This is a genomic window from Eisenbergiella tayi (assembly GCF_001881565.1).
Taxonomy (GTDB): Bacteria; Bacillota; Clostridia; order Lachnospirales; family Lachnospiraceae; genus Eisenbergiella; species Eisenbergiella tayi.
Genome location: NZ_MPDJ01000001.1, coordinates 1,421,993 through 1,446,953 on the forward strand (window position 1 = coordinate 1,421,993; position 24,961 = coordinate 1,446,953).

23 protein-coding genes are annotated in these 24,961 nt (G+C 47.9%); 2 read left to right on the forward strand and 21 right to left on the reverse strand.

Annotated elements, in window-relative coordinates:
* Window positions 1-23: 23 nt before the first annotated feature.
* Window positions 24-836, reverse strand: coding sequence for a hypothetical protein (locus BLA28_RS05830; RefSeq protein WP_044966036.1), 813 nt, complete (start codon window positions 834-836; stop codon window positions 24-26).
* A gap of 191 nt (window positions 837-1,027) precedes the next feature.
* Here BLA28_RS05830 and BLA28_RS05835 point away from each other — a divergent pair, with 191 nt between their 5' ends.
* A complete protein-coding gene (locus BLA28_RS05835) occupies window positions 1,028-1,276 on the forward strand; it encodes a TIGR03905 family TSCPD domain-containing protein (RefSeq protein WP_009256526.1) in 249 nt (82 codons plus the stop codon).
* A 23-nt stretch (window positions 1,277-1,299) separates the two neighbouring features.
* The gene (locus BLA28_RS05840; RefSeq protein ID WP_044966033.1) at window positions 1,300-2,388 is read left to right on the forward strand and encodes an undecaprenyldiphospho-muramoylpentapeptide beta-N-acetylglucosaminyltransferase; all 1,089 of its coding nucleotides are present in this window, start codon (window positions 1,300-1,302) and stop codon (window positions 2,386-2,388) included.
* 97 nt (window positions 2,389-2,485) lie between these two features.
* On the opposite strand, the gene BLA28_RS05845 is transcribed toward BLA28_RS05840, so the two are convergent.
* From BLA28_RS05845 to BLA28_RS05945, 20 genes are all read right to left on the reverse strand, one after another.
* Window positions 2,486-2,899 carry an HIT family protein gene (locus BLA28_RS05845; protein ID WP_009256524.1) on the reverse strand — a complete coding sequence of 138 codons (414 nt, stop codon included), beginning with the start codon at window positions 2,897-2,899 and terminating at the stop codon, window positions 2,486-2,488.
* Window positions 2,900-2,938: 39 nt separating this feature from the next.
* A complete protein-coding gene (locus BLA28_RS05850; protein ID WP_069156647.1) occupies window positions 2,939-3,568 on the reverse strand; it encodes a rhomboid family intramembrane serine protease in 630 nt (209 codons plus the stop codon).
* Between the two features lie 132 nt (window positions 3,569-3,700).
* Window positions 3,701-5,275, reverse strand: coding sequence for a DUF6382 domain-containing protein (locus BLA28_RS05855; protein ID WP_069156406.1), 1,575 nt, complete (start codon window positions 5,273-5,275; stop codon window positions 3,701-3,703).
* A 35-nt stretch (window positions 5,276-5,310) separates the two neighbouring features.
* Entirely contained in the window at window positions 5,311-5,751 is a 441-nt protein-coding gene (locus BLA28_RS05860) for a hypothetical protein (RefSeq protein WP_009256521.1), read from the reverse strand.
* A 15-nt stretch (window positions 5,752-5,766) separates the two neighbouring features.
* Window positions 5,767-6,222: a prepilin peptidase gene (locus tag BLA28_RS05865; protein ID WP_169897205.1), complete on the reverse strand. Its 456-nt coding sequence runs from the start codon at window positions 6,220-6,222 to the stop codon at window positions 5,767-5,769.
* Window positions 6,223-6,236: 14 nt separating this feature from the next.
* Window positions 6,237-7,040: a hypothetical protein gene (locus BLA28_RS05870; RefSeq protein WP_050018580.1), complete on the reverse strand. Its 804-nt coding sequence runs from the start codon at window positions 7,038-7,040 to the stop codon at window positions 6,237-6,239.
* 115 nt (window positions 7,041-7,155) lie between these two features.
* On the reverse strand, window positions 7,156-8,595 hold the full coding sequence (locus BLA28_RS05875; protein WP_069156409.1) for a DUF5702 domain-containing protein: 1,440 nt from the start codon (window positions 8,593-8,595) through the stop codon (window positions 7,156-7,158).
* Window positions 8,596-8,612: 17 nt separating this feature from the next.
* Window positions 8,613-8,783 (reverse strand): Flp1 family type IVb pilin, encoded by a 171-nt coding sequence (locus BLA28_RS05880; RefSeq protein WP_071698993.1) that lies wholly within the window; start codon window positions 8,781-8,783, stop codon window positions 8,613-8,615.
* 94 nt (window positions 8,784-8,877) lie between these two features.
* Window positions 8,878-10,356 carry a type II secretion system F family protein gene (locus BLA28_RS05885; protein ID WP_069156410.1) on the reverse strand — a complete coding sequence of 493 codons (1,479 nt, stop codon included), beginning with the start codon at window positions 10,354-10,356 and terminating at the stop codon, window positions 8,878-8,880.
* A gap of 3 nt (window positions 10,357-10,359) precedes the next feature.
* Window positions 10,360-11,172, reverse strand: a complete 813-nt coding sequence (locus BLA28_RS05890) for a type II secretion system F family protein (RefSeq protein WP_081329881.1) — start codon at window positions 11,170-11,172, stop codon at window positions 10,360-10,362.
* Window positions 11,132-12,367, reverse strand: a complete 1,236-nt coding sequence (locus BLA28_RS05895; RefSeq protein WP_044966018.1) for a CpaF family protein — start codon at window positions 12,365-12,367, stop codon at window positions 11,132-11,134. The genes BLA28_RS05890 and BLA28_RS05895 overlap by 41 nt, the downstream gene beginning before the upstream one ends.
* An 18-nt stretch (window positions 12,368-12,385) precedes the next feature.
* Entirely contained in the window at window positions 12,386-13,411 is a 1,026-nt protein-coding gene (locus BLA28_RS05900) for a P-loop NTPase family protein (protein ID WP_069156411.1), read from the reverse strand.
* A gap of 380 nt (window positions 13,412-13,791) precedes the next feature.
* Window positions 13,792-15,081, reverse strand: a complete 1,290-nt coding sequence (locus BLA28_RS05910; RefSeq protein WP_069156413.1) for a glycoside hydrolase family 125 protein — start codon at window positions 15,079-15,081, stop codon at window positions 13,792-13,794.
* Between the two features lie 85 nt (window positions 15,082-15,166).
* Window positions 15,167-16,282, reverse strand: a complete 1,116-nt coding sequence (locus BLA28_RS05915; protein ID WP_044966008.1) for a GntR family transcriptional regulator — start codon at window positions 16,280-16,282, stop codon at window positions 15,167-15,169.
* An 88-nt stretch (window positions 16,283-16,370) separates the two neighbouring features.
* Window positions 16,371-17,573, reverse strand: coding sequence for a glycoside hydrolase family 76 protein (locus BLA28_RS05920; protein WP_069156414.1), 1,203 nt, complete (start codon window positions 17,571-17,573; stop codon window positions 16,371-16,373).
* A 40-nt stretch (window positions 17,574-17,613) separates the two neighbouring features.
* Window positions 17,614-20,082, reverse strand: a complete 2,469-nt coding sequence (locus BLA28_RS05925; protein WP_069156649.1) for a glycoside hydrolase family 38 N-terminal domain-containing protein — start codon at window positions 20,080-20,082, stop codon at window positions 17,614-17,616.
* A 76-nt stretch (window positions 20,083-20,158) separates the two neighbouring features.
* Complete coding sequence (locus BLA28_RS05930; protein ID WP_069156415.1) at window positions 20,159-21,178, reverse strand: glycoside hydrolase family 76 protein; 1,020 nt, start codon at window positions 21,176-21,178, stop codon at window positions 20,159-20,161.
* 109 nt (window positions 21,179-21,287) lie between these two features.
* Window positions 21,288-22,625, reverse strand: coding sequence for an ABC transporter substrate-binding protein (locus tag BLA28_RS05935; RefSeq protein WP_025486188.1), 1,338 nt, complete (start codon window positions 22,623-22,625; stop codon window positions 21,288-21,290).
* A 95-nt stretch (window positions 22,626-22,720) separates the two neighbouring features.
* Complete coding sequence (locus BLA28_RS05940) at window positions 22,721-23,596, reverse strand: carbohydrate ABC transporter permease (RefSeq protein WP_044965998.1); 876 nt, start codon at window positions 23,594-23,596, stop codon at window positions 22,721-22,723.
* Between the two features lie 14 nt (window positions 23,597-23,610).
* Entirely contained in the window at window positions 23,611-24,507 is an 897-nt protein-coding gene (locus tag BLA28_RS05945) for a carbohydrate ABC transporter permease (protein ID WP_044965996.1), read from the reverse strand.
* Window positions 24,508-24,961 lie beyond the last annotated feature (454 nt).

The window sequence follows — 24,961 nt, forward strand, 5'->3', positions numbered from 1 at the left end:
AGGGGGGAACTGAAACTTTAAAGTCATGCAAAGAATTCTTTAAGAAGCTCCTCCAGTTCCTTCTCCTGGTTTTTCGTAAAGACCTGTTCCTCAAGCTGCTCCTCGGCCAGGCTTTTCTCCTGAATAGGTATTCCCTTTACCCGCTCCTTTTTTACAGGTGCTGAAACTTCCGCGATTTCAGCCGCATTAACGGAAGCCTGCTTTCTGCCCTTTTCCGCTCTCGGGGCCGGTACCTCTCCGTTTATCAGACTCTCTGTTTCATCCAGTACCGAAAGCCTCACCGCCATATGGTTCTCCAGATAATCTGTCAGACTGGTTTTCAGCGCGGCCCTTTTTCCGTTCAGGTCAACCATCCCGGATACACTGAAGTATAAATACAGTCCGAGGAAGCTCATTAAATAGAAGGGAAGGATCTCTCCGAGAGTTTTTCCGTCTATAATTCCCTTGCAGGCCCCCGCACCTGCGAAGAATACCGACAGCATCATCAGCTGTCCTGCAAAATGTGACAGACCGTCCATAGAAAACTTTCCTATCTGGATCCGGTTGATAAACTTGTCCACAAACACAGGAATATTAGGTACTCCGTCATTGAGCTTATAACAGTTCCTGAACTTGATTTTACACTGTTTTAGTATCTTGTTTTCCGTGGCCGACATATTTTCCGCCTCTTTTATCAGGGAATTTAAAAAAATTCCTGTAATAAACTTGCATAATATGCTTAATAATAGCAATATAATTGTCATAGCCACCAGTTCTTTATTTTCCATAAATGAAGTCATATTTTCCTCCAATCTGCTGTTCTTAAGAGACGTCTGTCCCATGATCAGCGGTTCCATTACGGTTCCTTTGTGAATAGTATTATAGGAGATTGAACCGTCCGCCACAATACGGACAGGCCGCAAATCGATCGGAAAATTCCGTGCCTTTCTGCCATAATCATGGAATAATTGTGAAAATACTGGTAACAAAGGATGTTTTTTGATATAATTCGTGTATTGAATTTATAAGTATTATTGGAGGTTTTATTATGAAATACAGAACTAAGGGTACCTGTTCCAGTTCCATTGATATTGAAATGGACGGCAATGTAATCAAATCGGTGATATTTACAGGCGGCTGCAACGGCAACCTGCAGGGTATCTCCAAACTGGTGGAAGGAATGTCTGCAGAAGATGCCATTTCCCGCCTGAAAGGAATAAAATGCGGTTTCAAGCCCACTTCCTGCCCGGATCAGCTGGCAATCGCTTTGGAATCCATTGTGGGAAAGGCTGATTAAACAATTCATTAGGGGGCTTGTTCATGTCTAAAAAAATCGTTCTAACCGGCGGCGGCACCGCCGGTCATATTACGCCAAATATTGCCCTGCTGCCCAGGCTGTTACAGCTCGGCTATGAAATTTCCTACATTGGTTCCTATAATGGAATGGAGAAAAAGCTGATAGAGGATTATGACATCCCCTATTATGGAATATCCACCGGAAAGTTCCGGCGCTATTTTGATTTAAAGAATTTTACGGATCCCTTCCGTGTACTTAAGGGTTATGGGGAAGCCAGGAAGATCCTGAAGGAAATTTGTCCGGATATTGTCTTTTCCAAGGGAGGATTTGTAACTGTTCCGGTAGTAAGAGCTGCTTCTTCTTTGAAAATCCCCTGTGTTATCCACGAATCCGACATGACGCCCGGTCTTGCCAATAAGCTGTGTATCCCGGTTTGTACCAAGGTATGCTGTAATTTCCCCGAGACCCTGCGTTCCCTCCCTACGGAAAAAGCGGTACTTACCGGTTCTCCTATCCGGGAGGAGCTTTCCAGGGGAAATAAGCTTGCCGCATTGGAATTGTGTCATTTCACTGCCAACAAACCGGTCCTCATGGTAATCGGCGGCTCTTTGGGCGCAGCTTCCATCAATCAGGCCGTAAGGGAAGCCCTTCCCAAGCTGCTCAACGATTTTCAGGTAGTCCATCTCTGCGGCCAGGAAAAAATTGATAACCTGCTGCTGAACCAGTCCGGTTATACCCAGTTTGAATACTTGAAATCTGAACTGAAGGATGTTTTTGCCATGGCTGATGTGGTAGTATCCAGAGCCGGCGCCAACGCCATCTGTGAACTGCTGGCCTTAAAGAAACCCAACCTGCTTATCCCGCTTTCCGCCGGAAGCAGCCGGGGAGACCAGATCCTGAATGCCCGTTCTTTTGAAGCCCAGGGCTTCAGCATGGTTATTGACGAAGATTATTTAAGCCCCGATCTTCTGATTGAGAAGGTACAGGAACTTTATTTTAACCGTCAGACTTATATTGATGCCATGGGTAAGAGCCAGCAGATGAACGCCACCAAGACGATTACAGAATTGCTGGATGGAATTGCAGAAGAACATATGAACAAGAGAAAATAGACAGCTGAGAATTTTACAGCCCGACGCAGCGGATTTACTGACAGGAAATACCTCCTGACTCAGAATGATCCCGGCGGCGGGCCTTTTATTATACTTCTCAATCTTCGCAGATAAGCTTCCGGATTTCTTCCAGTTCTTCCTGTTCAGGTTTTCCCGGAACCCAGTTAATATTCTGATTATCATCCTCATACCGGGGAATCAGATGCAAATGAAAATGGTTTACAGTCTGGCCCGCGCATTCACCATTATTCTGAACCAGGTTAAAGCCGCTGCATCCCAGCTTTTCTGTCATCCGGACCGCCATTTTTTTAGCCAGCATCATCACTTCCCCGCAGGCTTCATCCGGAAGCTCATAAAGATTCGCATAATGATCTTTGGGAAGAATCAGGGCATGCCCTCTTGCTGCCGGTCCCAAATCAAGGATCACACGGTATTTTTCATCCTCATAAAGTGTCTTGGAAGGGATTTCCCCATTTGCTATTTTACAGAAAATACATGCTTCATCTTTCATTGACTCTGTCTCCCTCCTGCCATGAATGGCATCCTGTATTTAACTATGATAATACTTTTCTCCAACATTCTTTCCGATATGGCATAATATAAATGTAATCAAAAAACCGCTGAGCAGTCCGCCCAGATGAGCGGCATTATTCACCCTAACACTCTGAAAGCCGGAATACAGGGATAAAGCTATCATTAAAATCATCCGCCGTACAGATATCTGAGCCGCATACCCTTTTCTGGTAATCACCAGATAAAGAAGGCCGCCGATCAATCCAAAAACCGCGCCGCTCGCACCAATAGAATTAAAATACATTCCGGTGGAAACCTCATAAATAGCGGTCAGCAGATTCCCGCAAATACCGGAGACAAAAAAGAGCACAAGATATCTGACGCTGCCAATTGTTTTCTCCACAATCTCTCCGCCAAAATAGAGCAATATCATATTATTAACCAGATGGCTGATATCGGCATGAAGAAACATAGCTGTCACCAATCTGTAGTATTCCTGGCTGCGGATTAAATAGAAAGCCCCGAATTCACCTTTAATATAAAGCCAGTCTCCTGTAAATTGGCACACCAGAAAAATAATGACATTTGCAGCCGTAAGCACTGCACTGCACCAGGGAATCTCTTTCATGTTCTGGTTTTGGTACCGATAAGTCTGCGGTTTTACCATAGGAACCCCCATTACTGCCCTTTAGTCCAATATTTGTCAATACCAAAAGGGTAACACTTCCTTACATACTTGTCAATAAACCGTTCGCCGTTTTGTGCAGTTATCCGCTTACTATTTCACCTCCGGTTCCGATTATTCCTCATATTGAAAAATCATATCTCCAAACCGGATTTCATCCCCTTTTTCCAGCACCATGCTCTCGTTCTGTTCCAGACGTATTCCGTTGATATAAGTCCCATTTGCAGAATTTAAGTCCATCAATGCCACCCTTCCTTCTTTTTCCACAAGCCTTGCATGAATACGGCTCACCGATGCATCAGGGAGCAGCAGCTGAACCCGGTTTCTCAGCTTTCCCGCTATCATTGGAAGCGGCTCCAGCCGATAACTGACTTCCTTTCCTTCCACCACTCCCCTCAGCCTGGGCTTTCCTTTCTTCTGCTGTCCTGAATTTCCCTGATTACATCCAGGCTCCCCCAGAAAAACCATCTTACTGTCTTCTCCATATTCCGACAGCCATTCAAAGGACTCCCATGTATCTGCATCCTGCATCTCCTCTCCTTTTTCTTCTTTCGGTTCTTTCCTCACTGTCAGTCTCCATAAAAATACCAGCAAAACGACACCATCCAGCGCGAGCAGGCCAAACAGGGCTGTTTTTAAAAGTTTTTCAGGCTGCAGATACCAGATAACCATACACAAAATTCCGAAGGCCAGACTGGCCGATCCAAGGCCTGTCAGATTAAGTCTTCGTAGCTTATCCGCACTTTTCTCACTTTCTGCAGCGTCCGCAATATCCCTTCCCGTCGTCTTTTTCTCCATCCCTTTTTCTGCTGCTGCCTTATCTGCTGATCTCTTACCTGACGCTTTCTTATTTGCCGATTTCTTCTCGCTCTCTTTCTTCTCAGCCGTTCTCTTTTCTGCTATTCTTTTCTCTGCTATTCCTCTGTCGATATATTCCCTCGTAAAATTATCTTCATCTATATCAATAAAGGAAAGTTTCTGCTTTTCATTCTCTGTACTGTAGGTATACAGGCCTGGTTCCTCATAAAACTGTCCCTGCCGGTCATCACTTTCCGCCACCCACTCCGGATATCCGTCATCTCCGTAAAACGCCTCTCCGGCATGGCCGGCCGGTCCTGTATCCTCCTGCCCGATACCTTCGTTCTTTTCCCATATACCACGGAAGCTCTCTATACTGAAGCTCTCCGCCTTTGACATTTTATAGAATTGATAAGCAGCACTCACTGCTTTCTCCTCCTTATGATCCACATGCTCCAGAAAAAACTCCGCTACCGGCATATAAATGCTGCCGGCCGGATTTTCCTTCTCCGCAAAGGGATAATAAAGGAGGCACAGCTGCTGTGTATCCAAATCCAGATACATATACCGGGGATCCAGCAAAAGATTTTGTTCCTCCAGCAAAAAACCGGACATATTTTCCAGTACATGGGCAAGTCCGTCTACTATTCCCAGTATTTCCGCAAAAGACATCTTACCCGCCTCATACAGCTGTTCCAGGGATTGGCGGGAACTGATATCATAATACAGGCATACCTTTCCGTTTATAAATCTTTCACTGCTGCACAGAAGACCGGGAATTTTATTCTTCAGTATCATCCGGCACTGATAATTGTCCATTTTGTCCTTCGGTATATTTTCCAGAATCAGATAGCTATGGCTAAGCTCGCGTTTATATTCAGGCTTTATCATCTTTTCTCCTATCTGCGCTCCTTTGCGTCAGTCAATCATAAATTGCCGGCCTTTCTTGCCAGGCGGATAAAAGCAACGGCATCCCTGCTCAGGGCTTTTTTCTCCGCCTTTATCTCCCAGCCTGCCCCGGTAAATAACCGTACCCCCGGAAAGGGAAGTGAAAGCTCCGCTCTCAGGGATACGTTCACTCCCAGCGGGGACGCCCTCACCTGCTTTTCCAGATTCCTTACCGGCAGCACCCTCTCCTCCAGAAGCTTTTCCAGTTCCGACTCTGCTGTCGCTTTCATTCTTCCGCTGTCCGGCTCGCACAGGCTTCCCCGGAAGGCGGATACATATGCCGCCTGATTCAGAAAGGATACCGTATACAGATAGAAGGACAGATACATCAATGCCGCAATCAGAAAGACTGCCAGCGGCATAATGAAGCTGGCTTCCAGGGTCATATAGGCATCATACATTTTTTTCATTTTATCCATACAGCTCCTTCTTCCTCACTTATCCACAGGAACTCCGATCCAGGCCTCCATTATCCACACCAAAACCACCGCTGCCAGAAAAAACGGTGCAAAAGGGATACGGGTATTTCGGTTTCCTTTTCTGCTTATCAGTAATCCCGCCGCCAAAAAGAAGGTGAGCAGACAGGCGCCGATAATTTCCGCCGTACATCTCTGCCATTGCTGCATAAGCCCTGCCGGCATGACCAGCAGTCCGTCGCCAATCCCAATCTTACCTTCTGTTATATAACTGTAAAAAAGTATCACGCCTCCCGGAAGCAAGCTTACCGGCAGAGCAGCCCAGCTGACCTGTCCGGCCATTTTCAAAATCCCCCAGTAAAGCGCTCCCAGAAGGATACCGGTATACAGAAGCCATCCCGGTATTTTTCTGAGTTTCAAATCGTAACAGCAGCAGATTCCCAGGAAACTGCATAAGATTAAATTTTCTGCCATTTTTTCTCCTTCCTTTATCCACATCTGGAACAGGGCGGTCTGCCTCCTACCTCCGACAGCGGTATGCTGATGACGGTTCTTTTAAGTCCGCTGCACGTGATGGTATTATGATAACGGGTTCCTTCTCCGGTGACATAAACAAAACTGCTGCCGTCGCCGCCGCATTTTTCACAGGGATAATATTTTCCTCCCGATTCATTCCTCAGCTGTCCGACCTCATCCTTACCAGCCAGTTCAATGGAAAGGGTCAGATGCGTACAATTTCTTTCCCTGTGGTAAACAGTGCCGTTTTCCGTAATATAAACATATTCCTCCTGTTCCTCACCACTAAATTTTCTTTCCACATCATAGCCTGTCCATGCCCTCATATAGCAGCAGCTTACAATGTTTGTACCGGGATACGCCAGAACAGGGACCACCGGCTTAACCCGTGCCGGCCGCACCAGCTGTATCATCTCATCCTCCGCTCCCGTAACATAGGCCAGCATGGACAGCTGACGTCCCTGCTGGTGCAGGGTTTCAAGATTCTGTGCAAAGGTATGGAAAAACAAGGTCATAGAAAGGATATTTATCATAAAAAATAAAAAGAGTGGTACGGCCAGGGACGCCTCTGCCGTCATGGAACCCTGATAATCCCGGAACAAAGAACGTTTCTGTCGGGAGGCGGGCAGGGACACCCCCTTTGCCGTCTGCCTGAGGGGATATGTAAAAGTGTGAAGTTTTTCGTTTGTGTGAGGAAAATGCGTTCGGAAGTACATGACCTTTCTGTTGTGTTGTTGATAGTTGCTTTTTACATGGCGTTCGTACAAAGGGGGCATCCCTGCTCACCTCCTGTTCAGCTGATTTTTCATTTCTAATCCTTTTTCCCAGCTTATTTCTTAAGCTGGTTTTTTAACCTCATCTTTTCTGTCTCATCTTTTCTGTCTCATCCTTCTATTCATATCCATAGCTTCTTGCAATCGTATATTGATAGCCATAACCGCTGGAGACCGCCGCTTCCGCCCGCATACCGTCTATGCATCCGTCTATACGGAAACAGCTGTTTCCTTTTGTCCGCCTGATATCCGCTTCCATAATATCCATAAGCCTGCCTGTTACTTTTTCCTGCGGCATCAGAAACAGCAGAGCCTGAAGATAGTCCTCATAGCCAAGACCTGACTGTCCCTTCGGGTATTCGGATAAATGGCCGCGAAAGGTGAGAAGCTGACTGTATGGGGTATTCCAACTGCCCCCATCCTTTATGACCGGCACTTTCTCTCCGTCAAAAAGCATCCTCATATCCTTCACGCTTTCCGCGTACCCCCAGGCAAAAAGAATCAGCTGTGTTACGGCCTCCTCCAGCTCCGGCAGGCCAAGCAGGGCCGTGATCAGCAGGGCCGTCCCTCTGGCTTCATTCTGTTTACCGCTGTCGCCGTACAGATATGCCATATTGGCTGCTTCCCGTATCAGAAGCAGTTTATTGGCCGTTCCGCGAAGATTATCCAAATCGTTGTCTCTGCCCTGCAGCAGATATTCCACCTGATAAGAGATTTCTGAAGTCTCCTTCCTGTTTCGGTAATTTCCGCATTTTTCCATAATATATCTTAAAAATATACAGGTATCCGCAATGCCGGAAGGTGTTTGTATTCCCTGCATTAATCCGGTGCCTTCCAAAACGATGTCCCGGCCGGTATAAAGGGTACCGACAGGAATGGATGCGGAGGACAGGGAAGAGCTGTTATCAATCGCCAGGCGCAGGATCCCTTCATTTCTGGCCTGGTTCACCACGTCGGAAGGCAGCTCCTGATCCCGTCCCTCCCATTCCTCATCCTCCTGCTGTTCTTTATTGAGTATGGCATTCTTTACCTGCTCTTCCGTTTCCAGGCGCCTTTCCTCCACATCACTTTCCAAAAATCCTCCGGACTGGATCAGTCCGGCATTCTCGGCCGCCTGCTCCAGAATGCTCAGTCCCCATTTATCCTTCATATAAGCGACAGCCTGCGCCCTCAATACCGCCCCCTTTTCATCCGATGCCACCGCCGCCTGCTGCAGCTGTACATCCTGTGCCGTTAACGCGGTCAAATCCTTTCCCACGGGAATGTTAAAAATCTGAAAAGGGCGGAAATTCATATTCATATAGCTTCTTATATGTTCTTCGGTATTGGAAAAGGAAGGGGCTCTCCCGCCATAGGACATATCTATAAAAAACAGATCATACTGCTCCAGTATTTCCCTGTGGTATTCCGCCAGAGCCGAATCCATAGCCATATCCATCACACATTCTGTCTGTGTGCGGATGGTATGCATCCGCACGCCTTCCATAACCGTGAGCAGCAAAGACAGTAGGATTCCGGTAACCAGAGACAGATAAACCGTAATGTATCCACTTTTCACGGCATATCTCCTTTTAATTAAATACTTCCGGCCTGGGAGGTTATCTTCCCGAAAATGGAATTCACAAGGCTGGTCAGCTGGTTTTTAAATATAATTACCAGTCCGATAAGCACCAGAATGATTAATATAACCTCCACGGTCCCCATTCCTTCTTCTCCCTTAAGAATTTCTCCGACACGATTTTTCATGTGAACCGCTCCGTTTACCGTACGCCAATAAATTTTTTTCATATATTCCTCCGTTCCGCCTTTCGGCCGATAAATTTTAAAATTTAATTTTCACTTACATCCCTGCAAAGGAAAAACAGGCCGGTACCATAATCAGTACCATTACCACCACGAGCATCATCATCATGGGAAGAAGCAATTTCGTCCCTGCTTTTTCGCCGGCCTCTCTTGCATTTCTTTTACGTTCCTCAAAGGCATGCTCCGACTCCTTCTGCAGTGCGTCCAGAAGTCCGGAAGCTCCTTTTTTCAGGTTTTGGCTGAGCAGCGCGCTGCATTTACGGTACTGGGTTAACCGGCATCGCTGCCCGAAATGTTCATAAGCCTGCGTTTCTGTAATGCCGCTTTCCATTTCCCGGCATACCAGCATCAATTCCTCATATACATAAACCACACCGTTTCCGCCTGCTCTTTTATTTCTGTAGTCAGAGGCCATCCGCATAAATGCGCTCCTTACCGGAAGCCCGGCCCCCATGAGCAGGACAAGCTTGCTGATAAATTCCGGATATGACAGGAGCAGCTGCTCCTCCCTTTCCTTTCTCTTCTTTTTCAGATCTCTGTCCTGGAACCGGTACAGGCAGGCGCCTGCGGCAAGAAACAGGATAAAAAGCATGAAACTGTTGTCCTGTATTTTTTCCTTCCAGAGAACAGGCCTTTTCTCTATTTGTTTGGGAAGCGCAAACCCTTCCTTTGTCCGGGAGGCCTTCTCCTTTTCCATAACCGCATCCGTCAAAAGCTTTCGGAACCGTTCTTCTTCTGTCAAAACGGGCGGGCATATCCGTACGGAAAAGAATTCCTCCCATCGCTGTTCATAGCAGGTAAGCACCGCACAGAGCTCCACCACCTCCCCGTTCTCTCCAACTTCCTCATTCCGTACCTTTCCATCGCTCTGAACCAGCTCGTAATTTTCACATTCCCACGTTATCTCAAAAGGATATCCCGGAATGTAAGAGGGAAAATACAGGTCTTTGGTAACCTCATCCAGGCTCGGGTTTTCTCCGGCAGCTTCCTTATAAAGAGCTTCCCTCAGTCCGGGCAGCATATCCTCCAGCTGTTTTCTGGTATATTCCCTTTCCTGAAGTTCAACCTGGATCTCTTCCCTTCTTTTTTCCTCCCTGGCTTCCAGGTTCACCTGCCGTGTGCCTCCTCCATAAGAATTCCGGTAGAGGATATCTCCCTCGGACAGGCTTTTATCCAAATGTGCGGAAAGGGAGAAAACGGCGGCCAGAAAGGCTCCGGCGGTCACAATAAACAGAAAGGTGCTCACTTTTTCTGCCGTATATATCCGCATGCGTTCCTGCGTTTCCCAGGGGTACAGTATTTCCATATCCTCCTGAAGACGCGGATTTCCCTGCGGCCATTTTCCCTTTTCTCTCCCCTTAATCTGTTTTTGGAAACAGGTGCAAAGCCATACTGCCGGCCGGAAAAAGATACGCACGAATACGGGTGCATCCGCATTGGCATCCGCTTTTGTACTGCGGCTGGCCCAAAATAAGACAAGGATTCCCGTCAGTGCTCCCACATAGATCACCCACATAATTCAAACCTCGATTTCTATCATTTTTCTGGATATCAGAAATGCGGCAAGATATAATGCCAGACAGCCGGTCATGATGAGAATCCCGGCAGTATTGAAATAAAGACAGTCAAAAAAACCTTTTGAGGTAAGCTGAAGATAGGCCATTATCAGAAACGGCACCATATTCATGATCCGCTGTTCATAGCGTCTGGAGGAGAGAAGCGTGCGTATCTCCCTTTTTACCTCAATTTTTTCTCCGGTTATGGCGGCGCTGCGCCGTATGATGGCGTTCAGATTCCCGCCTGAGCGCTTGGCGATGGCAAAAACCTGGGCAAAGTCCTCCATATCCGCCTCCTTGCTTCTTCTTCCCAGATCCATAAGAAGGATTTCCAGAGGCACATGATTCCTCAGCCCCTTTTTCATATAACGGATTTCTTTCGCCATCAGGCTGTCGGCTCCGTAAAGGCGTTCCATATCCCTGCCCGCCTCGAGGAACGCATTTTCAATGGAGTACCCTGCCTGAAGCCCGGCCGCCACCGAAAGGATGGCATCCTTAAATTGATCCGCGAGCTGTTGCTGCTGTTTGCGGATCAGTTCCTTTTCCATTTCCCGAAAGGAGAAAAAGACGATGGGCGACAGGGGCAGCATGGCCCAGAAGGAGTGGTAGAAAAACCAGGACAGCAGAGCTGCTGCTCCTATCCCTTTCACCCCATTTATCAAAATCTCCTTTTTGCGGAAGGAATACCTTCCATAATCAGGGGCGTGTTCCTTTTCCTGTTCCTCTCCTTTCCTGCTACGCCAGGGAAATCCCTGCCATTTTAAGCTTATCTGCATGGACGAGCTCCTCCTTTCTTACCAGCTTTCCCATAACCTTATTTCCTGCGGTTCCTTCTTCTTCCTCAAAGGCATATAACGGGGATAGGGTTATTTCTCCATCCTCAAACCCGGTAACCTCAGCGATTTCCAGTACCTTCCTTGTTTTGTCCCGAAGCCTGCCCAGATGGACGATTATATCCACCCCGGATGCGATCTGTCTTCGTATGGCGGGCAGAGGAAGCTCCACACCCATCAGCATCATTGTTTCCAGCCGCATGAGCATATCCCTGGCACTGTTGGCATGGCCTGTGGACATGGAGCCGTCATGGCCGCAGTTCAAGGCGCTTCCGATCAGATCCACGGCTTCCCCGCCGCGCACCTCGCCAACGATTATTCTGTCCGGCCTCATTCTAAGGGACGTCTTAATCAAATCCCTTATAGTGATGGGCCGGCATCCCTCCACGTTGGCATTTCTCGTTTCCATGCGCACCAGATTGGGAATCCCCCTGATTTGAAGCTCGGCGCTGTCTTCAATGGTAATCAGCCTCTCATCACTCGGGATGAATCCCGCCAGCGCATTCAGAAAAGTGGTTTTTCCGCTTCCGGTTCCTCCGCTTATGAAGATGTTATACCTGGCCCTTACCAACTTTTCCAGGAATCGGCAGGCTTCTTCACTGACGGATCCCATGGCAAGCAGTTCGTCCATCCCTATAGGCTCTTCAGGAAAACGGCGGATGGTGACCACCGGGCCGTTCAGAGCGATGGGGCCCAGCACCACATTTACCCTGGAACCGTTTTCCAGCCTGGCATCCACAATGGGAGAGGTCTCATTCACCACCCGGTTGCAGCCAGCCACGATCTGCTGGATGACATCCTGCAGCTTTTCTGCGGATTCAAACCCGAAAGGCCAGGGAAACAATCTGCCTGCCCGTTCCACAAATATCCCTTCCAGCCCGTTGATCATGATCTCCGTAACCTGACTGTCCTCAATCAGCTCCTGAAGCACATCCAGTCCCCGGATCGTATAAAAAAGCTCTTTACCAAGCCTTGCCCTCTCATATACATTCATCCTGCCGCCGAATTCCCTGGCGCGCAGCCGATCCGCTATGGCGTCCCGGATATCCTCATCCGACAGTTCCCGGGAAAAATCCATATGCTCCAAAAGCTCCCTCCGGATTTCTTCCTTTGTTATCAGATACTTTTCCTGCTCCATCCTTACCCTCCTTCCCATCTACGCATCCTTCCAATCCTCCCGGATGATCTCCTGCACCAGTGCCGCCAGCTCACTATGGGTGAGATTCTCAAGCCCCGCGGGCAGCTGCCGGAACAGGGGAAGGCGGAATTTCCTGGTTTTGCGCAGAATATCTTCACAGTCCAGGCATCGCAGAAGCTCTTCATATTGCTCCTGCTTGGCTGCAGCAAAGCCGTCGTCCCTGGTAATGGTATACACTCTGGTACAAAGCCTCAGGATATCAAACAGCCCCTGTACAGCCTCCGACAGATCCAGAAGGACGTATTCATAGCTCCCGGAGAGGTCCAGTTCTTCAAACAGCCGCAGCCATTCCTCCGCCTCAATACGCTGCAGATCCATACAGGAAAATACCGGCGGAATAAACGCAAGCCCGTTCACCTTCTGTACCATTCCCTCCAGCCGGTAAGGGAACCTGTCGTCTCCATTGTGGAGAAAATAAATCAGATCCGACAGGTCTGTGCTGAACTCCCGCTGCAGCATGCGGGCCAGCCCGGAATAGCTCTCAAAATTCAGATAAAGTACTTTGTGTCTGCGGGCCAGAAGCTGGCCCAATGTGAAAGAAAATGTGGTTTGAAGACACCGGCTTACCGGCGTATAGATTCCGATGAAATGAACGTTTCCGCTTCTTTCCCCCACAGCCGCGGGAGGAAGAATTCCTGCATCCGCTGCTATTTCCATAATTTTGCGGACAATATTATCCATGGACTGGTATTTGTTTACCCGCTCCAGTCCCGGCGGCGCCTCTCCTTCTTCCTCCAGAATGAGAAGCCTGGCCATTTTCCAGGAATCATCCTCCCAGTCCAGCGCCTCCCGGTATACCTCCTGGGTCAGCAGAAGAAAGGCCGCCCGGTTCTTACCGCAGAATTCCTCTAACGCCCGGGGATCTGTAAATACCTGAACCTCAAAGGGAAAGCTGTCGCTTCCTGCCAGCTGCCCCAGATAATCCGTAAGGTGACAGGTAAATTCCTGCTCCGTGTCGCAAACTGCCAAAATATTCTTTTTCAATCATACCTCCCGGCAGAAAACCAAAATCCGTACTGCTTCAAGCTATACTCCGGCAACTGCCTGATAAAATAAGTAATGGGAATTCATAAGTGAACTGCGTTCCTGCCGCATGGCCGGAATGCGAAAAAACAAGAAATGCTGAGGCCTCAGCCGAAAAGAATTGTGATAATGCAAAAGCAATACTGCCGTCAGAAGGCAGCTGTTTTTGATTGGTAAAATGAAGTATAAATCATGTGTTTTCATTTGTCCAGACCGTTTTGCAAAATAAAATATTTTTGTTAATTTGTAACAAACTGCTCCGGATAAAGTACATAAAAAAACAGGAAACACCTGGAAAACACTGGTTTTCCAGGTGTCAAACAAACAGTTATCAGCCCTGCTTATTTTTCTTCTCCGTCAAAAAATCCCTGTTCCATCAGTGTCCCGAGCAGCTCCCCAAAAAGGCTGTTTGCCCAGGCAAACCATGGTCTTGTAAATTCTTCCGGTTCCTCCGGATTAAATGATTCATGCATGTAATTGGTACCGGCATGGGTATCGGCCAGCATTTCCAGACAGTTCCTGATCTCTTTTTTATCTGTTGACGTAAGAGCCTGCATGATTATGCCGATATGCCATACATAGCCCTCCGGCGTATGGGGGCTTCCCATTCCTGCCGCCCTGCTTCCGGCATTATAATAGGGATTATCCTCCGAAAGAATAAAGCGTCTTGTATTCTGATACAGTTCATCCTCCCTGCTGCAGTATCCCAGATACGGCATTGCCAGAAGGCTGGGGGAGTTGGCGTCATCCATCAGGTTATAGTTGCCGAAGCCGTCCGTTTCATAGGCATATATCCGGCCGTATTTATGATGATTCACCACGCCATAATCCATAATTCCGTCTCGGATCTCTTCCGCCAGCGCCTTACAGCGGCCTGCCAGTTCCACGTCCCCATACACATCCCTGCTGATTTCCTCCGCATATCCCAATGCGGTAACCGCCATCATATTGGCAGGGATCAGATATCCGAATTTACAGCAGTCGTCCGACGGACGGAAGCCCGACCAGGTCATGCCCGTAACATTTACAGGCCTGCCCTTTCCGCCTGCGGGAAGTGTATCTGTTTTCACACAGTCGTGTCTGGTAAAAAAGTATTTTGAGCGGCTGTGATCCTGTTCTGTTATAAAGGTTTCCAGAATGCGCACAATCATTTCCTTATAAACCGGTGTGAAAATTCCGGTTACCCCGGTCGCTTTCCAGTATGCATGTCCGAGATACAGGGGCGCGCAGACGGAATCCACCTCATACTTGCGTTCCCACACATGGTCATTATTTTCTGTTTCATCCTTGTGTCCCGAACCGTCCGCCCTCTCGTTGAATGCATTCGCATAAGGGTCCAGGCAGACAAATTCCGCCTGTTTGGCGATGACTCCCTCAATGATATCCCTAAGCTCCCTGTCCTGTGCCGCATACTTTACATAGGGCCTCACCTGAGCCGCGGAGTCTCTCAGCCACATGGCGGGAATATCTCCCGTGATCACAAAATAGCTGCCGTCCTCCAGCTGCTTTACCGTGGTTTCCATGGTGTTCAGAAAACAACGGGCCGCCAAAGGGGCCAGCGGTTTATAATGAACATTATAGTATTCTTCCAGCTCTTTTGCCTTATTTATTAGAATTGAAGGGATTTTCATAGTACTCCTTATCTGCGCGTTTTTTATGAAAGTGTACGGCCTTTCCTGCCTCCGTCACCTGCTGCGCCTTATATATTTTTTAATTTCAATCGTATCCGTTTTCCGTAGCCTCAATGATCTGGTAGGGCACAAGGACAGTCTTGGGCTCCTTAATGCCGTTCAGCGCATCCGCCAGCAGACGGACGCTGGTATGGCCAATCGTATCCTCGTCCTGGCGCACATGGGTGAACATGCTTTCCTGAATAATGTTGTCACTGCTGTCAAAACAGACCACAGGGCATTTTTTATGAAGATTCATATGATACAGGCAGCGGTAAATAATTCTTGCAATACTGTATTCCACGGCAAAAAAGGCCTCAACCTCCCGATGGCTTTCCATAAACTTTGTAATCCGCCGCATATCCCGTTCCAGGTTTTCTTCAGAACGGCTGCTGGGCAGGGTAGCCTTTAAATCGGTTATCCATAAGGACTCGTCAGCAATCATTCCATGTTCGCGGAAAGCCATGGTTAGACCGTTCTGACGTTCCACAATAGTGGAGGTCTCTCTGGAAGCCGGCATGGCAAAGCATATTTTTTTATAGCCTTCATTCAGAAGATAGTTGGCCAGTTCCCTTGCCGCCTCTTCATTATTTGTCCCTACAAAGGAAAGAGGTATTCCTTTCAGCTGCCTGTCAATGGTCACTATGGGGAATCGCTCCACCACAAGCTGCAATACCTTTGAATTATAATTTTCATCATGGACACACATGATGATGATGCCTTCCACGCCAATCTGAAGCAGCTCATCAATGGCCCTGGTTTCTTCTTCTATATTTCCGTAAGAGCAGCGGAGCACCATGCTGAAGCCCTGGTTTTTGCATTCCATTTCCAGGCTTCCCAGCAGGCGGCAGCCGAAACTCGGCCCGAAGCCGTCCATAATCACGCCAATCAGACGATTGGGATTTTTCTCTTCTTCCTCCGCCGCCTGAACCTCTTCCGTCAGCTCCGCTCCGGAAACAAAGGAACCTTTTCCTGCCATCCGGATAATCCTGCCCTCCTCCGCCAGCAGCTCCAGCGCTTTTTTGCTGGTTATCCTGCTGACACAGTACTTCTCCGACAATTCTTTTTCAGACGGCAGCCTGTCTCCTTTTTTGTAGGTTCCGTTTTCAATACCTTCAATAATATCATTGTATATCTGTTCATAAAGCGGCAATTGTTTCATTCGGCTCCCTCCTGCGCATTAAATGATATATCATTTAATTCATTTTAACATTTGAGCATATCATTTTCAATTGCTTTCGGGATTCTTTTTAAGGATTTACAGCATTTTCCTCATAGCCGGAAGGCGGAAGACAGTTCCACAGCTGTGAAACCGCGGCAGAACAGCCCCATGCGGTATAAAAGGTATCCTGCGTTTTATCCGCCCACCTGGTCCACATAATATCACTGCTGTTTCTGTTCCGCCATGCTGTCTGCGCATTTTTCTCCATCCAGTCAAGGTATTGCGTCTGTCCGCCTTCATAGACCAGCTTACCGAGCCATCTTGCCAGTATTCCCTTGAAGCCGGGCAGATCATTTCCCTCGTCCTCCGTATTGATAACGCCGCCCTGATACATGACATTCATGGTATAATCCGCCGCTTTCACCGAATTTTCCAGATACTTTTCTTCCCCTGTTATCCGGTACAGGCAAAGGCCCGCGCCGATAAAGGTTCCCTGATTATAGGTGGAGCACCATTTATTGATTCCGTTTTCCAGATCATAGGCATCATAAACCGCCCCGTCTTCCCCAACCAGATTTTCGCACTGCCAATCGTATATCCTGACCGCCTTTTCCAGATATTCCTGCTCCCCTGTAATCTGGTACAGGATACACGCCGCTATTGCGGCCGGGCCGTTGATACATGAGTTTTTGGTTTTATTATCCGTCCTCCAGAACAGGCCGCCGCCCAAATCCTCACTCCATGCCCTGTCGTAAACCAGATTGAAATGTCTGACTGCCTGTTCCTTATAAACTTCATTTTCTTCCGCCTGACACGCCCTTGCACATGCTATCGTCATCCAGATAATATCATCATTATATTCATTATCGGACCAGTCCTCTCCAAAATCCTTTACAAATCCCAGATACATCTGCTCCATCAAATCTCTGTATTGCGGACTGGAGGTTTTTTCCCAGGCATCCACTGCGATTTCCATGATTTCGGCCCGGGGCCAGAACTGCTCGCCCACGATAGCCCCGGTACCGTCATCAGACATTACATAAAACTTGGCAAGAAACCGATCCATCGCCGTAATGGCCGTATCTTTGCCAATCTGTTCCCTTTTCACTTCTTCCGGCAATCGTCTCTCCATCTTTTCTGCCATCTCCTCATTCAGTCGTTTTTCTTCTTTTCCTGTCATGTTTCCTGCCGCACCGTTCATGCCTGAACAGCCGCAGACGGCTGCTGCCGCCAGGAAAATACAGAAAACAGCCGCCGTCATATGCAAAATGGAATATATTATTTTTCTCATACCAGCTCCTGACCTTTTTGCTGCATGACCTGCATATCGGTTAATCCAGCAAATCCGCTTCCGAAACCACGCCTGTTTTTCCATCCAGGAATAAGGTCTTGATTTCAAAAGGATTGAATTCCAGCGTATATACGGTTTTCCAGGCAGAGAGCTTCAGATCCGCTTTTGCTTTTTTGCCTGCCGATTCATAGACACGGATAATATAGCCGTCTTTTGAGGCCGCCTTTTTAAACGCCGACAAAATAACCGCGGGATTATTAATCGTAATAAGCTCCCCTCTTTTTTCCCCTTTACCAGATGGGTTAAAGGCAAACGCATATGGCGCTTCATTAAAAATCTGCGCCTTTCTGTCAAGACCGTCCATAAGCTCTCCGGGCTTTCCTGCCTCTATCCGGAACCGGAAAATCCGCTCTCCCTGTTCCATTCTCACCGTATGTCTTTCTTCCCGGAGTGTGCGCTCAAAATTGCCGTCCGCCGCACTGTAGCCTGCGCTTCTGAGAAGGGTAAGCCCTATTTTGCCGGCATTGATACTGCTGCCGTGACTTCCGCAGTTAATGACCGTCAGCGCCTTATCCTCATTCACGAAGGCATTCCATTTCTGCGCCACAACTTCCCTGTTTTCCTGCCGCAGCGTTTCCCTGCCGAACATCACCTGTCCCAGATATTCGCCGCACTCATACGCCGCCTGGATATTCAGTTTCAGGAAGGTATCCTTTTCATTCCAATAAACCCCTGTTTCTATTTCAAAAGCGGTTCCTTCCTTCGGGAAAATATAGCGCTGGTATGCTTTCGACTCATGCCAGCCGAACAGCGCCTCCACAACGGTACGGACAGGGCCGTCCTCTATTACCTTAACCGAAGGCACCACCTTATCCGCCAGTCCGGAAAAAGCGCTTCCTTCATGAGGGGTGAGCAATGTCAGATTTCTTTCCCCGCAGCTTTCCGGCGTGCGAAGCCCCCAGGAATTATAGGTATCATCATAAGCTGTCAGCCGGAAGCTTCCGGGCTTTATATACTCCGTTCCGTCAACCTGGTAAGAGTCCATCAGTCCGGTAGCGGTGTTGATCACCGCACGCATGGCCCCATTGTCAAATACATACTCCTTTTTCCCTGAAATCGGCTGGAATACCGGCCTCTTGGGAATGGCGCGGAAACGGATATCGATACGGTTCATACATGCGGGCTTCAGCGTAGCTTCAATCACCACTTTTTTCCGCCAGTCTATACAAAAATGACTGCTTTCCATCTCACCCTGGGTTTTCACAGGCTCCCCATTACAGGAGCATTCCGGATAATAAAATACGTCCTCCCAGTTCTGCTTCGGCAGCCCTGCCTCAAAGGCGAACTGTCCGGTAATTTCATAAGGATGGGGATTATAAATAAAGACACAGGAGGTGCCGTCCTCGATGGCTTTCTCTCCGGCTGTCAGCGCAATCCCCGCCTTCATTTTTTCCCTGGACATAATCTCCAGCCCATGATCCAGAAGCCGAAGGGTATCCTCCTCCACAAGCTGCGTTCCGGAGCCCGGCAGGGCATCGTGGAACTCGGCAAAAAGAAGATCCTTAACCGCCTCGTGAACAGCCTGGGCAGGGTATTCCTTTCCATAAAGAAGGGAAGCTGCGGAAAACATCTTTTCTCCGCTGTAAATTTCATTTTCCAGAAGCCTGTGCTTCTGCTTCACCCGTATCTGTGAGGTATAGCACCCTTCCGCCACCGGATTCAGCCCTCTTTCCACCAGCGGAAGCTCCTCACCCGATTCCCTGAGCTCTTGAAAAAAGCTTTCCACGTCGGAATGGATCATGCAATATTCTTCCTTTCGTTCCTGAAGCATTTTCTCCAGATCCTTCAGATCCTGTGCGGATGCCCCGCCGCCGTGATCTCCCACTCCCCAGAGAAACAAAGATACTTCCTCTTCTCTCGTCTCATTCAGGAATTTTTCCAGTTCTTCCGCCGCATGTCCATGAACGGAATTGTAATTTTCGTCCGATCTGTGTACAATCACTTCGGAACCGTTGAAGCCCTTCCAGCGATAATTCTGGCTGGTAAAGTCAAAGTTATCCTTTGCCGGACGGCAGACCACATAGGAATCAAAGCCTGCCTGATTCAGAATCTGCACCAGGCCCTGTGAATGTCCAAAGGAATCAAAATTAATCGCCGTGGTCGGGCGCTTTCCGAATTCCTCCATAAAAAACCGCCTGCCCTCCGCAATATTCCGGATTATGGATTCCCCGGAAGGCATGTTGCAGTCGGGTTGGAGGTACCATCCGCCCATGATTTTCCAGCTTCCTTCCTTTACCTTTTCTTTTATCCGTTCGTAGAGATCCGGTTCATTTTCCTTTACCCACTGATATAAAATAGCTTCGTTGTGATTAAAGGTAAAGCCGGGAAATTCGTCCGTAAACCTTTCCGCCGTTCGAAAGGTGGATAATGCCTCCGTACAGCCCTCCTCCCATCTCCACAGCCATACCGGGTCCAGATGGGCGTTGCAGATCAAATGTATTTTTTTCATAGGAGTCTCCTTTTCCTGTGATGTTCCAAGCAGGATATCAGTTCTGCGTTTCCAGTTCTGCAGCAATACAGACAGGTTAACTGTCACCCAGTTTTGCCGCCATTTCCAGCGTCATAACGGCGCTCAGGTGCTGTGCAAGATCAATGGTTCCTTCCGATTTCTGTCTCCAGTCTCCGCCGATCAGGCCATCCTCGTTCATACCGTTTTCCGCTATCACCCGGGCATTCTTTTTTATGATTTCCTTGAGATCCTGGTATTCGGAAGACTCCTGTGTCAGCTCATACACATACCGGAAATAAATTCCCCGGAACAGCCCGCAGTCATCGGGGCCTTCATAGGGAAAGATGCCGTCCGCATCCGCCAGCTCCGTCACTGCCCTGCGCGCCACTTTTCCCGCAAGATCCAGATATTCCTTATTATTGGTGATTCTTGCATATTCCATGGCCGCGCCGATAACCACTCCCTGACAATAGGTAAACTTCCATTCATAATCCACCTTCCCGTCTCCCAGCCTGTTCATACCGTCCCATATGAAGCAGGTATCCGGATCCATGAGGTGATCCAGGTTCCATTTGAGAATTTTCTCTCCCCATTCCCGATCCTCTTCCCTGTGGATCCTCTGATAAAGCCGGAAAGCGATAATGGCAGCCGGTGCGTTTGCCGGCGTATTTTTATAATCCAGCTGATCCTTTTTCCAGGCCATGCCTCCGCCGCAGCTGTCATTCCATGCCGTTTTGATATCATTCCATATATACACGGCCTGCTCTATGTACCTTTTTTCTCCGGTAATATCAAAAGCGCGGATGAGGGCAAGCGTCATCCACTCCATATCATCATACCAGTTATGCAGGAACGTTCCTCCATTTTCCCGGAAAGCTCCTTCATATTCCGCCTCAAAACGTTCCAGATAATAAGTTTCCTTTGTTCTGACAAACCCGTCCAGCAGCGCATCCAGTGCATGGGCATGCCACCAGTAAATCCACGATTCCTCTTCCTTTACCGGATAATGATTGACAAATACTTCTTTCTCATTATCCCAGAACCTGTTCCAGAGCGCATACTGCGCCCTTTCACATACCTCTTCTATTTTTTTCATCGTTGCCTTCTCTCCTTCCGGCTGAATCCTGTTCCTTTTAAAACAGGGCCTGCCACAGCTTCAGGCAGACCCTGTACTCAAATCTTATCACCGCAGCCCAGACAAAAGATTACTGCTGTGCCGCTTCCGCAAGGATATCATTTCCCTGTTTCTCCGCATTACTCAGAGCTTCCTCTGCTGTAATCTCACCAGCAACATATTTCTGAAGCTGGGGAATCAGGGCAAGACCCTCCAAATCAGAGTATCCGAACACCTTGGAACGGATTCCCGCATAGTCCATGGTTTCCGAAAATACTCTCAATATATCATCATCCATAAAATAAGGATCCTTTGCAGCTTCTTTGTTGGCAGGAAGGTTTCCGCTGATTTTGCAGAATTCCACACCGTTTTCAGGCTGCATTGTCCACCATTTGATGAACTCCCAGGATGCATCCGGGTTCTTAGCCCCATTGGGGATTACCAGACCGAAACCGCCCATCATTGCGGACTTTTCACCGTTATAGCCCTGAGGCTGGCCGATAACACCGAAGTTAAGGCCTGCTTCTTTATAGGATTCCAGAGTCCAGGGGCCGTTAAATGTGATTGCCACCTTACCCGCTTTAAATCCGTCGCCGCCGAAGCCGTCTTCAAAACCAAGCTGATAAACTTTGTCCTGGTTCAATAACTGATCCCAGTATTTGAGCACTGTAAGACCTGCCTCCGTATTAAAAGCGGCCGTAGGGGGATTGGTGCTGTCGTCTATCATTTTTCCGCCGGCCTGGCCAATCCAGTTATTGAACAGACCAACATCCTTCAGAGAAAATCCGGACTGAACCAGCTTGTCGCCGTCCCATTTTGTCAGCTTAATCGCCGCATCCCTCAGACTGTCCCAATCGGTAATGGAAGCGGGATCCACGCCTGCTTCATCCAGCAGATCCTTATTATAGAATAACACTCTGGAGTCTACGGTAAGAGGAATTCCGTAAACCACACCTGCGGACGTCATCTCATCCACAGCGGGCGCATAAAACTGGGTCATATCCACATTATCTTTTGCAATATAATCATCCAGAGACGCAAGAGCTCCCTTCGGCGCATAGACTCCCGTATTGAAACGATCCCATAAAACGATGTCGGGCACCTCATTGCTGGCTATAGCCGTCAGCAGCTTCTGCTCCATGCCGTCCTGAACCATATAGGTCACATGATATTTATCCTGGGAATTGTTAAAGCCCTCCAGCTGCTTTTCCAGCTGTGCCACCTGGTCGCCGCTCCAGCTTCCCCACATGGTAAGCTCTGCTTTCTCTCCGCTGCCCGCAGAAGAAGCATCGGCTTCCTTTTCAGTCCCCGCCGGTGTTGTTCCCTGAGAAGCCCCGTCGCTTCCTCCTGTCTGGGTTTTGCCGCATCCTGCCAGCATGGCTGTCGTCATTACTGCCGCAAGCAGCAGCGCTAATGCTTTTCTTTTCATAGTAAACTCCCTTCCGTGCATACGCACTGTCATTTCACTTTTTTATACCTGAACAAATGCCTTACGGCATCTGGCCTGACCTGAGTGATCCGTTCCTATTCCTTTCCTCCGCTGAAAGCAATACCCTGGATATAGTACTTCTGTGCAAAAACAAATACCAGCAGCGTAGGTATTGTAGCAATAACGGTTCCAGCCATCAGCGGCCCGTACATCGTATTGTACTGATACTGGAAAGTGGAAAGCCCTACCTGAATCGTCATCATTTCCTTGGAATTCAAAACTATCATAGGCCACATAAAACTGTTCCACCCCGACTGAAACGTCATGATTCCCAGTGTTATCGCCGCAGGCAGAATCAACGGCAGATAAATATTCCAGAAAATACGGAACTCGCTGCAGCCATCCATCCTGGCGGCCTCCGCCAGATCATCCGGCAGCGTTTCAAAAAACTGCTTCATGAAGAAAACCGCATAGGCTCCCACAGCGCCGGGAAGAATAATTGCCGCATAATGATTGATGAAGCCCTGGCCTCCCTGCCCGAAAATATTGTTTCCTCCCACTAACGGAAAGTTTTTTAATACCAGGAACTGAGGAATCATGGTAATGACGCCCGGAATCATCATAGAAGAAAGCAACAGGGAAAACATGGTCTTTCTTCCCTTGAACTTAAGCTTCGCGAAGGAATATCCGGCCAGCGCCCCCAGAAAAATATTGGTAAGCACTCCCGCCACAGCCAGAAACAGGGAATTCATAAAATACCTGCCGAAAGGTATCGTATCAAACACCTTGGTGTAATTAGCCAGCGAAAAGTTTTCTGAAAAAAGGGAAAGGGAACTGGAATAAATCTCCGCCTCCGGCTTAAATGATGTGGCAATCATCCACAAAAACGGATATACCGTAATCAGGGATATGATTAACGCGCCTATGTACCAGAAAACACTTTTTATATTTTTAACCGTTCTTCTGCTCATTCTCTTCCTCCCCCTTAAATATCCGCTTTGTTGATCTTGCTGTTTATCACTGTCATCACCAGAATAATTGCAAACAACACCAGGGAAATACTGGACGCATACCCCATATCCAGGTTTTTAAAGCCGTTATTATATATGTAATAAACAATGGTAATGGTTGCATTTCCCGGCCCGCCCTTCGTGAGCACGAATGCCTGATCAAACACCTGGAAGGTACCGATAATCAGCATGGTTGAAACAAGGAAGGTCGTTTTTGTTATGGAAGGCATTGTAATTTTCGTAAACATCTGCCACTTGCTGGCTCCTTCGATCTTAGCCGCCTCATAGTAAATAGGCGGAATCCCCTTCAGCCCTGCCAGGAAAATCATCATATTCCCCCCGAAGCCCGCCCATAAGCTCATGAGGACAATAGAAAACATCGCCAGCTTGGAATCATACAGCCAGGCCTTTCCGCTGATCCCGAACAATTCCAGAATCCCATTCAGCAGACCCAGCTGAGGATTCAGGATCCAGAACCACAGCGTTGCCGTAGCGACTGTTGACGAAAGCACCGGCAGATAAAACAAAGTCCGGAACAGCCCCACCATCTTCTGATCCGCATTCAGAAACATCGCCGCTCCCAGAGAAAGCAGCAGCCCCGCCGGAACATACATCAATGTATACACACACGTATTCTTAAGCGCAATCCAGAAAAATTCATCCTTTATCATCTTCCGGAAATTTGCCAGCCCCACAAGCCTTGGCGGGTTAATGACATCATATTTGGTAAAGCTCAGCCCAATCGCCATAATCATTGGCAGAAGCGTAAACAAAAGAAATAATATTACCGGAGGAGCTACAAACAGCCTCCCCATCCGGTCCTGCTTCCCAACAACCTTCTCTTCCACTACCCTTTTTTCTTTCTTTCTCATGCTCTCACTCCTTCTTGGTGATAATCAGCACTTTCCGTTTACTTATACCATTTATGTTATTTATATCATTTATTTTATACCATTTTCAGCAGCTTTTCTGCCAAATTACATTTTTTCTTGCTATTCACGCTGTTTATTGTCATTTTAACCGTTCACTTTTAATCAATCCATATACCATTCTCGTTAATATGTACATATAATAACACCAATCTTTATAACATGCAAGCATTTTTATATTATTTATATTAAATATATCATTTATATCATTCGACATAAAAATCCCTCTTTAAACAAATTATGCAGTCGCACAGCCCATTACAGCCCTTCCAGGCCGGTAAGACCCTTTACTCCGGAAACTCTCACTTAATTAAAAGAAAAGGACACAAAAAGATGCGCCCCTGCAAAAAACCAGGAGACGCATCCGTCTTAAAATAACCCTTTTCAAAAATTTTAT

Coding starts and splice junctions, on each gene's coding strand:
- BLA28_RS05870 (WP_050018580.1), bottom strand. CDS start 7,040: ATGCCCCCTTTGTACGAACGCCATGTAAAAAGCAACTATCAACAACAC.
- BLA28_RS05910 (WP_069156413.1), bottom strand. CDS start 15,081: ATGAAAATCCCTTCAATTCTAATAAATAAGGCAAAAGAGCTGGAAGAA.
- BLA28_RS05850 (WP_069156647.1), bottom strand. CDS start 3,568: ATGGTAAAACCGCAGACTTATCGGTACCAAAACCAGAACATGAAAGAG.
- BLA28_RS05830 (WP_044966036.1), bottom strand. CDS start 836: ATGGAACCGCTGATCATGGGACAGACGTCTCTTAAGAACAGCAGATTG.
- BLA28_RS05920 (WP_069156414.1), bottom strand. CDS start 17,573: ATGAGAAAAATAATATATTCCATTTTGCATATGACGGCGGCTGTTTTC.
- BLA28_RS05915 (WP_044966008.1), bottom strand. CDS start 16,282: ATGAAACAATTGCCGCTTTATGAACAGATATACAATGATATTATTGAA.
- BLA28_RS05925 (WP_069156649.1), bottom strand. CDS start 20,082: ATGAAAAAAATACATTTGATCTGCAACGCCCATCTGGACCCGGTATGG.
- BLA28_RS05840 (WP_044966033.1), top strand. CDS start 1,300: ATGTCTAAAAAAATCGTTCTAACCGGCGGCGGCACCGCCGGTCATATT.
- BLA28_RS05885 (WP_069156410.1), bottom strand. CDS start 10,356: ATGTGGGTGATCTATGTGGGAGCACTGACGGGAATCCTTGTCTTATTT.
- BLA28_RS05890 (WP_081329881.1), bottom strand. CDS start 11,172: ATGCAGATAAGCTTAAAATGGCAGGGATTTCCCTGGCGTAGCAGGAAA.
- BLA28_RS05930 (WP_069156415.1), bottom strand. CDS start 21,178: ATGAAAAAAATAGAAGAGGTATGTGAAAGGGCGCAGTATGCGCTCTGG.
- BLA28_RS05880 (WP_071698993.1), bottom strand. CDS start 8,783: ATGAAAAATCGTGTCGGAGAAATTCTTAAGGGAGAAGAAGGAATGGGG.
- BLA28_RS05835 (WP_009256526.1), top strand. CDS start 1,028: ATGAAATACAGAACTAAGGGTACCTGTTCCAGTTCCATTGATATTGAA.
- BLA28_RS05865 (WP_169897205.1), bottom strand. CDS start 6,222: ATGGCAGAAAATTTAATCTTATGCAGTTTCCTGGGAATCTGCTGCTGT.
- BLA28_RS05935 (WP_025486188.1), bottom strand. CDS start 22,625: ATGAAAAGAAAAGCATTAGCGCTGCTGCTTGCGGCAGTAATGACGACA.
- BLA28_RS05945 (WP_044965996.1), bottom strand. CDS start 24,507: ATGAGAAAGAAAGAAAAAAGGGTAGTGGAAGAGAAGGTTGTTGGGAAG.
- BLA28_RS05855 (WP_069156406.1), bottom strand. CDS start 5,275: ATGATAAAGCCTGAATATAAACGCGAGCTTAGCCATAGCTATCTGATT.
- BLA28_RS05895 (WP_044966018.1), bottom strand. CDS start 12,367: ATGGAGCAGGAAAAGTATCTGATAACAAAGGAAGAAATCCGGAGGGAG.
- BLA28_RS05845 (WP_009256524.1), bottom strand. CDS start 2,899: ATGAAAGATGAAGCATGTATTTTCTGTAAAATAGCAAATGGGGAAATC.
- BLA28_RS05860 (WP_009256521.1), bottom strand. CDS start 5,751: ATGGATAAAATGAAAAAAATGTATGATGCCTATATGACCCTGGAAGCC.
- BLA28_RS05940 (WP_044965998.1), bottom strand. CDS start 23,596: ATGAGCAGAAGAACGGTTAAAAATATAAAAAGTGTTTTCTGGTACATA.